At 39.7% G+C, this 12,638-nt stretch carries 9 protein-coding genes; 3 read left to right on the forward strand and 6 right to left on the reverse strand.

Translation table 11 applies throughout. The annotated features are described in order from the left end of the window. Positions 1–28 precede the first annotated feature (28 nt). The 5 genes from OCI93_RS06615 to OCI93_RS06635 form a co-directional block, all read right to left on the reverse strand. Entirely contained in the window at positions 29–706 is a 678-nt protein-coding gene (locus OCI93_RS06615; protein ID WP_261593106.1) for a TIGR00153 family protein, read from the reverse strand. Between the two features lie 140 nt (positions 707–846). Continuing rightward, on the reverse strand, positions 847–1,548 hold the full coding sequence (gene phoU, locus OCI93_RS06620; protein ID WP_261593107.1) for a phosphate signaling complex protein PhoU: 702 nt from the start codon (positions 1,546–1,548) through the stop codon (positions 847–849). Between the two features lie 23 nt (positions 1,549–1,571). Then, positions 1,572–2,399 (reverse strand): phosphate ABC transporter ATP-binding protein PstB, encoded by an 828-nt coding sequence (gene pstB, locus OCI93_RS06625; protein WP_261593108.1) that lies wholly within the window; start codon positions 2,397–2,399, stop codon positions 1,572–1,574. A gap of 28 nt (positions 2,400–2,427) precedes the next feature. Continuing rightward, a complete protein-coding gene (gene pstA / locus OCI93_RS06630) occupies positions 2,428–4,077 on the reverse strand; it encodes a phosphate ABC transporter permease PstA (protein WP_261593109.1) in 1,650 nt (549 codons plus the stop codon). Between the two features lie 17 nt (positions 4,078–4,094). Further along, positions 4,095–6,329 carry an ABC transporter permease subunit gene (locus OCI93_RS06635; RefSeq protein ID WP_261626080.1) on the reverse strand — a complete coding sequence of 745 codons (2,235 nt, stop codon included), beginning with the start codon at positions 6,327–6,329 and terminating at the stop codon, positions 4,095–4,097. Between the two features lie 588 nt (positions 6,330–6,917). On the opposite strand from OCI93_RS06635, the gene OCI93_RS06640 reads away from it, so the two are divergent. The 3 genes from OCI93_RS06640 (at position 6,918) to OCI93_RS06650 (ending at position 11,126) form a co-directional block, all read left to right on the forward strand. Further along, entirely contained in the window at positions 6,918–7,424 is a 507-nt protein-coding gene (locus tag OCI93_RS06640; RefSeq protein ID WP_261626081.1) for a glycine cleavage system transcriptional repressor, read from the forward strand. A 139-nt stretch (positions 7,425–7,563) separates the two neighbouring features. After that, positions 7,564–9,651, forward strand: coding sequence for a polyphosphate kinase 1 (gene ppk1 / locus OCI93_RS06645; RefSeq protein ID WP_261593113.1), 2,088 nt, complete (start codon positions 7,564–7,566; stop codon positions 9,649–9,651). Then, positions 9,648–11,126: a Ppx/GppA phosphatase family protein gene (locus OCI93_RS06650; protein WP_261593114.1), complete on the forward strand. Its 1,479-nt coding sequence runs from the start codon at positions 9,648–9,650 to the stop codon at positions 11,124–11,126. Before ppk1 ends, OCI93_RS06650 begins: the two co-directional genes overlap by 4 nt. Here the strand turns inward: OCI93_RS06650 and OCI93_RS06655 are convergent. After that, positions 11,123–12,391 carry an EAL and HDOD domain-containing protein gene (locus OCI93_RS06655; RefSeq protein ID WP_261593115.1) on the reverse strand — a complete coding sequence of 423 codons (1,269 nt, stop codon included), beginning with the start codon at positions 12,389–12,391 and terminating at the stop codon, positions 11,123–11,125. The two genes, OCI93_RS06650 and OCI93_RS06655, sit on opposite strands and share 4 nt — an antisense overlap. Positions 12,392–12,638: the final 247 nt, after the last annotated feature.

Below are 12,638 nucleotides of genomic sequence, written 5' to 3' on the forward strand. Positions count from 1 at the left end.
TTAATTATAAACGTCTTAATTTCTTAAATTAGCGTGCGAGCATCAGCTCTAATCGAGAGCCTACACGCTCTGCAATGTCTGCCAGTTCACCAACCCATTCAATGATTTTATACAAAAACATCACATCAACAGGGTTTAGTTCAGCTTCAACAACACGTAACTCTTGGCGGATTTTAATTTGCATTTCATCCGTATCTTGTTCGATCGCATCCAATTCGACCAACATTTTTTCTACCAAGGTCACTTCACGGCCACGGAAGCCAGTCTCTAGCAACTCATCAAGCTCATTGATAGCGTTAGATGCTTGCTTTGTTGCATCTACACAACGTTGTAAGTAAGCTAAAAAGTCAACTTGGATAGATTTGGGGATCACCATTTCACGGCCCACAACGCGACCAGCGATGTCTTTGGCCTTATTGGCAATTTTATCTTGGTGGGTAATCAGTTCTAGTAGATCAGTTCTCTCTACTGGCATGAATAAGCCGCGAGGTAACTGTAAGCGAACTTCTCGCTTCAATTTATCAGCATCGCGCTCTAAATTACGGATCTGAATCCGTAGCGCTTCAGCTTCGGTCCACTCTCCATTGAAGACGTGATTAAAAAACGGGATTAAAGCTTTACTGGCTTTATGAACGATTTTAATGTGCTCTTCCACAGGCTTTATAGGCGATTTTGCAAAAACCCCTAAAAACGCATTAGTCGGCATAACTGACCCTTAAATCATAATTGTATGCTTTGCGATAGGTGATTTTACAGCATTGAGCAGCTTTGTGAACGATTTTTATTGATAAGATAGATTAAGTTGACCTTAACATACTATGTAAAGGTCAACTTATTTAATATAAATTAGAGAGACTTTTCTATATCTTCTTGAGATATATGACGAATATCTTTACCATTTACGAAGTAAATTACATATTCTGCAATATTTTGACAGCGATCTCCTATACGCTCCAAAGAACGTACAGACCAAATTAAGTCCATTATTTTTGGAATAGAACGTGGGTCTTCCATCATGTAGGTCATAATTTGACGTGTAAGCGCTTCATACTCTCTATCAACTTTAGCGTCTTCTTTATGCACTTCAAACGCACGTTGTGCATCCATCCGCGCAAAAGCATCTAATACATCATGTAGCATTTTGGACACTTGGCGACCCATATTTTCAATATTAACCAACAAGTCTTGCTGGTCTTTAGTAAATGAGTCTAAAGCCACACGAGCAATACGCTCTGCTTCATCACCAATGCGCTCTAAATCAGCAATTGTCTTTGCAATTGCTACCACTAAACGAAGATCACTTGCAGCTGGCTGGCGTTTGGCAATAATCCGAGTACATTCTTCGTCAATATTTACTTCCATTGCATTAACTTGATAGTCGTTTTCACTGACCTTACGTGCTTTTTCTGCATCACACTCATTGACCGCGTCTAATGCTAGATTAAGCTGTTGCTCAACTAATCCGCCCATACTCAATACATGGTTGCGAACACTTTCTAGTTCATCGTTAAAACGACCAGAGATGTGTTTATTTAAATTATGTTCCATATTAAACCCCTTTAATCAGCCAGTTAACCGTAACGACCTGTTATATAGTCTTCGGTTTTTTTCTTCGATGGGGTAGTAAATAACGTGTTCGTATCCGCATATTCAATCAACTCACCCATGTACATAAATGCAGTCTGATCAGATACACGCGCTGCTTGTTGCATGTTATGAGTAACAATCACCACCGTATACTTATTTTTTAAGTCATTAATAAGCTCTTCAATGACCAAAGTCGAAATTGGATCTAGTGCCGACGTTGGCTCATCTAGCAGCAATACTTCGGGTTCAATTGCAATTGATCGAGCAATAACTAGACGTTGCTGCTGACCACCCGATAGACCAAATGCACTATCATGAAGTCTATCTTTCACTTCATCCCAAAGGGCTGCACCACGTAACGACTTTTCAACTACCTCATCTAACTTACGCTTATCTTTAATACCTTGTAAGCGTAAACCATAAACCACATTTTCGTATATTGATTTTGGAAAAGGATTTGGACGCTGGAACACCATACCCACGTTACGACGCAATGCAGCAACGTCAACACGCTTGTCATAAATGTTCTGACCATGCAAAATAATCTGGCCTTCAATGCGGCAACTATCAACCAAATCATTCATGCGGTTAATACAACGAAGTAATGTTGATTTACCACAACCTGATGGACCGATAAACGCAGTTACCTGACCTTTTGGAATCAGCATATTCACATTGCCAAGCGCTTGCTTATCACCATAGTAAAGATCTAAGTCTTTAATCTGCAGAGATGTCTGCTCTGGAGTCAAATTTGCAAGATCTAGCTTTGTTTGGCCATTGGCCTGATTAACTTCTGGAGCTACTGTAATCATTACTTTTACCTACTTAAAATCTTTACTATTAATGTTCTAGTGATCTGAACTTCTCACGTAAATGGTTACGAATACCAATCGCAGTAATGTTCAATGTAATAATCACGGTCACTAACAAAAATGCAGTTGCATAGACTAATGGTCGTGCTGCCTCTACATTTGGACTTTGAAAACCCACATCATAAATATGGAAACCCAAGTGCATAAACTTACGGTCTAAATGAATATACGGGAAGTTACCATCTAGCGGCAAAGTTGGTGCCATTTTCACGACACCAACCAGCATCAGTGGTGCAACTTCACCCGCTGCCCGTGCAACAGCCAAAATCAGACCCGTCATAATAGCAGGGCTTGCCATTGGTATAATAATTCTCCATAACGTTTCTGCCTGAGTTGCACCTAGAGCAAGAGAGCCATGGCGCACTGTACTAGGAATACGTGATAACCCTTCTTCTGTAGATACAATAACCACAGGCAACGTTAAAATAGCTAAAGTTAATGCTGACCAAAGCACGCCGGGGGTACCGAACACAGGACTCGGCGCGGCTTCTCGATAGAATAATTCATCAATAGACCCACCAAGCATATATACAAAGAAGCCTAAACCAAACACACCATATACAATTGAGGGTACACCCGCTAGGTTAATAACAGCAATTCGAATCATTTTTGTCACCGCATTTTTCGCGGCATACTCATGTAAGTATATTGCAGCAACTACTCCAAACGGCGTCACAATTACAGCCATTAGCATAACCATAAAGACGGTACCAAATATGGCCGGGAAAACCCCACCTTCGGTGTTAGCCTCGCGAGGATCGTCACTCACAAACTTACTAATTTGAGTAAAATAGTGCCCTACCTTGGCAAAGTACCCCATATCATTCGGGAACCACACGTCTAACACTTGATATAGTGGTAACGTTACTAACTCACCGCGCATATCACGTACAATAACCTGATCACGCTTCGCTTTTTTACGCAATGCAAATAAACGCTCTTCAAGTACTTTGTAATCGTCACGCAATTGCGCTCGCCTAGCCTGCAATTGCGCCACTCGCTCGTCAGTTAACGCGTTATCAAATACATAGCCTTTTTCTGTTAGTCGTAAGCGCTCTAATTCATAATTTATATGACCTATATCACCATTTTGTAAGTCAAGGGCGTCTTCATTTAACTCAACAGCACGCTCAACTAACTCATACAAGCGTTCTGTTGCGTTGTCTGTGACTACATTTCCATTTTCGATAACCTGCTCAACATAGCCATAAAAGTTACCATTTTTACTACGTTCAAAAACGGCAAGTTTTTCAGGTGCAGACTGCTGCTTAATATCAGTTGAGAGTACCCAGCGAAAATCTAACTCTACATATTCACGGTTACCAGTTTTAACGAGTATACGTTCTATAAATTCACTGTCGTATGCTGATAAATCAAAACCTGCCGCTTCAAGACGAGATTTAGGTACTTGCTCACGGTCGTAAATTTCACCAATCACAACCTGCTCACTAACAGAGCCATTTAAATGCAACTCAACAACTTGTGAAGGCCAAAAAAAGCTAAGACCTTTCCAAGCAATCATCGCTAATAAACCCAGTACCGAGATTAAGCTAATACTAACGGCACCGCCTGTCATCCAGATCCAAGGAGACCCTGACTTAAACCACTGTTTTACCATGTCATGAACTCCAATAATTACATTGAACTGTATTTTTCACGAAGCTGCTGACGAACAAATTCAGCCACCGTGTTAAATACAAAGGTGAAAATAAATAAAACGAATGCCGCAAGGAAGAGAATTCGATAGTGTGAACTTCCCACTTCTGACTCTGGCATTTCAACCGCAATGTTAGCTGCGAGCGTACGCATACCTTGAAAGATACTCCAATCCATAATTGGCGTATTACCTGTTGCCATCAGTACAATCATAGTCTCACCTACAGCACGACCTAACCCCATCATAACCGCTGAAAATATACCCGGACTAGCGGTAAGCAATACCACTCTAACCAATGTTTGCCACTGCGTAGCACCTAAAGCCAGTGAACCATTAGATAAATGTTTTGGTACACTAAAAACAGCATCTTCAGCAATCGAAAAGATTGTTGGAATAACCGCAAAGCCCATGGCGATTCCAACCACAAGAGAGTTACGTTGGTCAAATGTCATGCCAAGTTCATTGGTTAAATATTGACGAACGTTACCATCAAACACCCATTCTTCTACACCACTGCTGATAGTAAACGATAACCAACCTACAAATAACACAACCGGAATCAGTAGCATCGAGTGCCAACCGTCAGGCACCTTATGACGAATATTTTCAGGCAGCTTTGTCCAGAAAAATGCCGTTGCGATAATCGCCGTTGGCAGTAGCAATAGTAATGCAACAATGGCTGGTAAATGAGCTTCAATCAAAGGTGCTAACCAGAGACCAGCAAGGAAACCAAGAATTACTGTCGGCAGAGCTTCCATAATTTCTACTGTCGGTTTTACCACTCTTCGTAATTCACTTGACATAAAATAAGCAGTGTATACAGCCGCAGACAATGCAATTGGCACGGCAAAGAGCATTGCATACATCGCAGCTTTAATAGTACCAAACGAAATAGGCACCAAAGAGAACTTTGACTCAAAATCGTCTGAAGCTGATGTTGACTGCCATGTATAGGCCGGTTCTGGATAGCCCTCATACCACACTTCTTGCCACAATGCAGACCAAGTAACTTCAGGGTGCTCATTATGTACATCAAATACGGATAACTGCTCACCTGAAAGTAACAATACCGCATTAGATCGTGGAGATACCGCGAATAACTCAATGGCACCATCAGTGACTTTACCCTGCCATAAATGCGCCTGACTCGTGGTGTAGTAAAGGCCTAAGTCTCCACTACTATTGGTTGTAAAAAATGTGCGACGATAATATTCGCTATAAATATCTACTTCACTATTTTTAGGCGTCTCAAACGCTCTAATTTTTTGAAACTTACGACCCGTATCTGAGTTCACTTCAAACCACTGAGATACTTCACCATTATCGTTTGCAAGCATCAATGAGTTGGCGCCAGCAAGTAAAGAGATACCGACTAAGTTTGCGTTTTCTTCATTCGCGGCAAGAACCTGAAGTTGCTCAACTTCACTAGGGTAACGCGTATCAAAAATATAAACTTGATTAGCAGAACGAACAAAAGTACGTGTGGTATCAGGTGTAATAAGTAGTTCGTCAATCCGGCCATCAATTTCAAGCTCAGTGCGCTCAACCACCCACTCTACTTCACCGCTAAACATGTTTTCTTCAGCCGTAAATGAAGCAAAAATAATGCGTTTATCTGCGGTTAAAGCCACAACGGCTGTTTTATCTTCATAATGGCTGAATGCAAAACGCTGTATCGCTTCGCCTTGCTCATCAACAAGTAGTTGTTTGCCATCAAGGGGGTAGCTTAAGCGCGGCGAAATAACACGCTCATTACCGGGAAAGGTGACTAAAAACGAAGGCTTGACTAAATTAACTTGACCGTTATCTAAGCCGTACGCATATTGCCCTAGAAAAGGAGCACTTTTAGCGACACTAGTCACTTGTCCATCAAGATTAACAGAAAGACGTTCAATCAGCCCACCGGCCTGCTTACCTTTAACATGATAAAAGTCTACATGCCCTGTATTACTTAATAAATAAGCAATTTCAGTTTGCTCCTCAACACCAACACCAACATATTGTTGCGCATTACTTAACGTGACATCAACACGCTTTTCTACTTTTGCTGATTCAAATATTGGCTGAACTACATAGAGTAAATAGAAGAAGATCAACAATAATGCGATCAACACCATCACTCCACCAGCTGATATACCAAACTGTGCAAACCGGTCTTTGAATAGACGGCTTCTATCCGTTTTAAAAGACGGTTTCTGCGGATTGGAAGACATCAAAACACCCTTTCATTTTAAAGTTGGCGGGCATTATATTTCATCAAGATGACAGTTGTGTTACATCAAGTTCGACCAAGCATTATAATATAAGGTATTATTTGTGACGGTATTATTACGCTCATAAAAGAAAAAAGAGCATTCGTCACTAAGTGTTTTGTCGAGTTAGTTACCAAAGTTGCGCTATATTACTCTACTGATTAACGAGCCACTCACTTCAATGATTGAGCAAAAAAAGAGCTGTAACGGCTTTTTTCTAAGCCATCTCGCCACATGATTATTCATTATTCACGTACAATACAACTCTACATACCTCTTTTTGAGACATTACATCACTATGAATTAGAAAGTACATACATCAAACAAGCATACATACATACATACATACACGTAAGTAGAAATCGTTTTCATTTCTTTACAAACTAACAAATAATTCTGTTGGACATCATAGTTTGGTGAACTAATCTTAGAGCGCGGTATCTACCTTTGTAGGCTATGTATAAGGATTGTACCCTCATTTTCTTAAACCGTTTTTTTTCCACAGCTATGCTTATTTGAATAGCAAAAATAATTAAAGAGACACGCATTATGAAGCAGTTAGTTTTAACAATAATAGGAAAGGACCGACCCGGTCTGGTAGAAGAGATATCTTCAGCCGTACTAGCGCATCACGGCAACTGGCTCACAAGTAACCTTAGCCACTTGGCAGGGCAGTTTGCAGGGATTGTTCAAGTAGAAGTGGCCGAAGAACATATGCAACAACTTCAGGATGGTTTGAGCACGCTGCCTGGACTCGATGTAAAAATGGAAACTGGGGATATTTTAAATGATAATAATGCTCCTGAAACCATTAACCTTGTAATAACTGGTAATGATAGAAAAGGTATAGTACAAGAACTTGCGAGCGTAATCCGTCATAAAGGTGCCAACATCACCCACCTTAACTCTCGTCAGCAAAGTGCGCCTAACTGGGGTGTACCTATATTTAGTGCTTTTGCCACAGTGACACTGCCTGCTGGTATGAATAAAGAAAACGTTATTGATGCGTTAGAATCCATAACCAGTGATTTAATCGTGGATATTGAAACAGAGTAATTGCAACTCACAGGCACTTCATTATCTTTTCACCAAAAATATTCCTATATGACAAGTTGTCAATTTACAAGACACTTGTCATACCTACGTCACATAGTGGACCTATATTTGACGCAGCGTATTTTTTGTGGGTGTCACAATGCAAGCTCTGCCTTCTCAGCCTAAAACGGTTAGTTATTTTGCCAAAGAATTAAGTTGGCTGTCCTTCAACGAACGAGTGTTACAAGAAGCTAAGGATAATAACAATCCAATTATCGAACGTATTCGCTTTTTAGGTATCTTTTCCAATAACCTTGATGAATTTTTCCAAGTGCGAGTCGCTGATGTAAAACGTCGTATCTTGCTCAACAACTTACCTAATACAAACTTTGATGAAGACGAGGCTCTGCTAAGCCAAATTAATCAGAAGGTTTTGCAGCTAGGAAAAAAATTCAATTACATTCATCAACTAATTTTAGCTGACTTAGAAAAACATCAAATTCACCTTAGCCAACCACAAGTATTATCAGAGTTTCACCAGTCATGGCTAAAAGATTATTTTGAAGATCAAGTTTTGCCTAATATGTCTCCAATATTATTGGCTGAAAGCAAAGATTATTCAGATAACATGAATGACACCATGACCTACCTATTCGTTCACATGAGTGGTGAAAAACAGCACTATGCTCTTTTAGAGATCCCCACTGATCGACTAGCTCGTTTTGTTCAGCTTCCTCCTGAGCGTTCGCGCCGTCAAAAACACATTGTTATGCTCGACGATATTGTGCAGTTTTTTTTAGCTGAAGTATTTAAGAGTTTTTTTAATTTTGACAGTATTGAAGGCTATGCAATTAAGTTAACGCGTGATGCACAGTATAATCTTGATGATGAGATTGAAGAAGGGTTACTAGATAAGATGTCTAAGGGCTTAAAACAACGCCTTTATGCAGAGCCTGTTAGGTTAGTTTATAACGAATCAATGCCAGAACACATGCTGAAGGTCATGAAAAAGCGCCTTGGCGTCACTAATCAAGATGACCTAATACCTGGTGGTCGCTATCGAAACTTCAGAGACTTTATCGCCTTTCCAAATGTAGGTAGACGCCATTTAGAAAACAAGCCATTACCCCCACTACAAAGCCAGGCATTTAAAAAGCATGCCAGTGTTTTCTGTGCCATTACAGAGCAAGACATTTTACTGTATTACCCTTATCACACATTTAATCATATGCTCGAATATGTTCGTCAGGCGGCATTTGACCCGAATGTGACACAAATAAAGGTCAATATTTATCGTGTGGCGCGCCAATCAAGGTTAATAGCATCACTGATCAGCGCGGCTAAAAATGGAAAGCATGTCACGGTTATGGTTGAACTTAAAGCGCGCTTTGATGAACAGAATAATATTGAATGGGCTAAGCATTTAAGTGAGTTTGGTATTAAGGTTATGGTAGGGATCCCGGCTTTAAAAGTACATAGTAAGCTGTGCATAATCCACCGTAAAGAAAAAGGCAAAATAGTCAAATATGCTCATATTGGTACCGGTAACTTTCATGAAAAAACCGCAAAAATATATACTGATTTTAGCTTATTTACTCGCCACCCAGATATCTGTGAAGAGTGTGATAGTGTATTTCGTTTCATAGAAAGCAGTTATCGTCCTTTTCATTTTGAACACTTAATGATTTCACCACTCAATGCAAGAGACCGTATTTTAGATCTGATTGATCAAGAAGTGAAACATGCTGAGCAAGGGGAAACCTCTAGAATAACAATAAAGATCAATAATTTAGTGGATAAACAGTTAGTTGACAAACTCTACTTTGCAGCCCGACATGGGGTGAAAGTTCGGATTATTGTGCGCGGTATGTGTGCGTTAGTTCCGGGGTTGCCGCGTTTTAGTGAAAATATTAAAGTTATCAGTATTGTTGATCGATTTTTAGAGCACCCTCGTGTTATGGTATTTGAAAATATGGGCCGACCTTTGGTATATATTTCGTCAGCTGATTGGATGACCAGAAACTTAGATCATCGTGTTGAAGTCGGTGTACCAATTTACAGCAAAGAGCTAAAACAACTTATTATCGACACCCTTGAGCTACAATTTAGAGACCGAACTAAAGCGCGGATCATTGATGCCGAACAAAAAAATAACTACGTAAGGCGTGGCAATCGCAAAAAAATTCGTTCACAAATTGCCATCTATGATCACCTTAAAAAGTGGGAAAGCAACAAGAGTACCCTATGACAGAATACCCTCCCATAGCAGCAGTTGATTTGGGCTCAAATAGTTTTCATTTGTTAGTGGCTAGAGAAGTCGATGGCAGGTTTCAAGTGCTTCATAAAGAAAAGCAGCGAGTAAATTTAGCAGCGGGCTTAAGTGCTGACATGGTGCTATCCAATGAAGCAATAGACAGAGCGCTTGCTGTGCTTAAGCAATTTTCAGCTACTTTACAAAACTTCCCTCACAGTAACGTACAAGTAGTTGCCACCTACACTTTAAGAAACTGTAAAAATATCAAACAGTTTTTGGCTAAAGCTAAGCAGTGCTTCCCATTTAAAATTAATGTAATATCAGGTCAAGAAGAAGCTCGGCTAATTTATCAAGGCGTAGCTAATTATGAACACAGTGAAGGAAACCGCTTAGTCATAGATATTGGTGGCGGTAGCACTGAATTAATTATTGGTGAGCATTTTACTCATAAACTGCTAACTAGCAGAAACATGGGATGCGTTAATATCACCAAAATGTTTTTTAAAGAAGATAGGCTCAATGAAAAGCGTTTTACAAAAGCACAAATAAAAGCACAACAGTTATTAGAACCCATCACGGCTAGTTACAAAAAGCTCGGTTGGCAACGCTGTTATGGTACATCAGGCACGATTAAGGCACTTAGTGCCATAGCACAAGCTCACTTTAACACGCACATACTCACCCACTCGATACTCTTACAAATAAAAACGCTAATTTTACAAGCAGAGCACTGTAATGAATTCGCTATTGAGGGCTTATCAGATGAAAGAAAATCCAGCATTTGCGGTGGAATAGCTATATTGATAGCTATTTTTGAACAACTTGATATAAGGCAATTATTTTACAGTGATCATGCACTTCGCGATGGCTTACTACATGAAACTTCAACAAATAAAGCGTTTGATATACGAGCTAGAACAATTCAAACACTCAGTGAACACTATAATGTTGACAGGCAACATAGTGAACATATTTGCCATACGCTAACACAGTTTTATCAACAGATTTCATCAAGCTGGTCTTTAAAAGAGATAGATTTGCAAATGCTGTACTGGGCTGCGAAGTTGCATGAAGTTGGGCTTGCTATTAATTCATCAGGATTGCATAGACACAGCGCATATATAGTCAGCCATAGTCAACTACCTGGCTTCACACAAGAGCAACAGCAACTTTTGAGTAACCTGATCCGATTTTATCGCAAAAAAATCCGTATTTCAGAACTCAAACTATGTAGTTCAATAGAGTTAGGGCACTTTTCCAAGCTCTTGAGCCTCTTTAGACTTGCAGTATTACTCAATGCAAAAAGGCAAGATAACTTGTGTACCGAGGTAAAGCTCAGCAGTTATGCGGATGCCTTGCTGATAGAATTTAAACCAAATTGGCTTAATGAACACTCATTAATGGTGGCCGATCTCAATCAAGAACAACAACATTTAAAAAAGCTTAATCTTACTTTAGTGTTTAGTTAACTTTTCACTACTGAGAAAACATCATCAGCATAATCCCTGCTTTGCATTGCAAAGTTGTACAGCAGCTTTGTTTGGGTTGCGGGGCGAATTGCTTTTAGAATCACCTGTGCCTCCTGCCAGTCATTTTTTTCGACCTGCAAAGTTAATTGCAAAGCGCCACCCAACAAGCCTTGATAACTTAATAAAGCACTACTCAATGAGCTATCAAGTGAGAATTCAGCAACAATAATAGACAGCTCTACTTCCAATACTGCATCCAATACCGACATTAAGCCAATCAAATAACCTTGCTCAGCCATTTCATCACCACCTGGGGCCAAAAATAGCTGCATAAATTTAGCACGCATAAGCCCCATTTTGGTTAATTCAGCTGGCTTATCAACGCCTAACTCACTCAATGCTAAAACTCGAACAAACTGTCGAATAGCATCTTCTCCAAGGTAAACCACGGCTTGTGAAATAGACTTCATCTCTATTTTATTCTCACCCGCCTTCGCGTTTGCAAGTTTAAGTACTCTAGCCGTTAAACTTAAATCTTTTGCAACACGTTGCTGCACCTCTTTAAAACATATATCTCTTTTAGCTGTGCAGCGCAGCAAATCAAACACGATCAATTTTGAAGGTTCAACATTGCCATGATTTAGCATTTCAGGACGAGCAAAAAAGAACCCTTGAAAATAATCGGCTCCTGCATTTTTAACAAACGCATAATGCTCTTGTGTTTCAATGCGTTCAACGATGATTTTAATATCAGGGTAACTGCGTTTGAGCTTTTTGATCATCATTGTCGTTTTGATAATGGGATCTTCTATTTCTAACTTAATGTACGACATCAATTCGACTAGCGGCTGCCACTTTGCGTCCCCATCGTAGTCATCAAGAGCAAAACGATAGCCTTTCTTTTTAAGCGCCACGACTGTTTTTACGAGTTCGGGAATATTTTTGGACCGCTCTACAATCTCTATTACGAGATTATTAGGCTTTAATAATTTAGGAAGCTCTTGTAACAACGATTCATCAGACAAATTTATAAAAGCACAATGACCCGCAGCCAAACGTTCAACACCAACAAAGATCAAAGAATTAAAAAACATCCTGCCAGTTGCTTGGCCATCGGACACGCCCATAGGGAATGCATTATCGTTGGAGTCTCTATACAAAAGCTCATAAGCGTAGACATTTTGCTCGGTGTCTAGAATAGCCTGACGAGCAATGTATTGTACGGCCGTGTTTTTCACTTTTGCAACAGTACCACTCATTAACATCTATTTCCTTTTTTAGCGCATCAATAATTGATACCTTATTTGAGAATACGTTAACCACTACGACCGAGCAAATAAAACTTCATGTTTATTGCGATGAGGATAGCTAACATGCAATCGAAAATATATAAAATTTCCTACAGTGAATTTTTTATACGAGTATAATTTTTTATGCGGACTTTAATAATCATAGCTGCTTTTTGCGTCAGCGACCTGTCAAGCGCAAATACATATACACAACTACTACAGT

Origin of the sequence: Pseudoalteromonas holothuriae (assembly GCF_945859825.1) — a bacterium.
GTDB lineage: Bacteria > Pseudomonadota > Gammaproteobacteria > Enterobacterales > Alteromonadaceae > Pseudoalteromonas > Pseudoalteromonas holothuriae.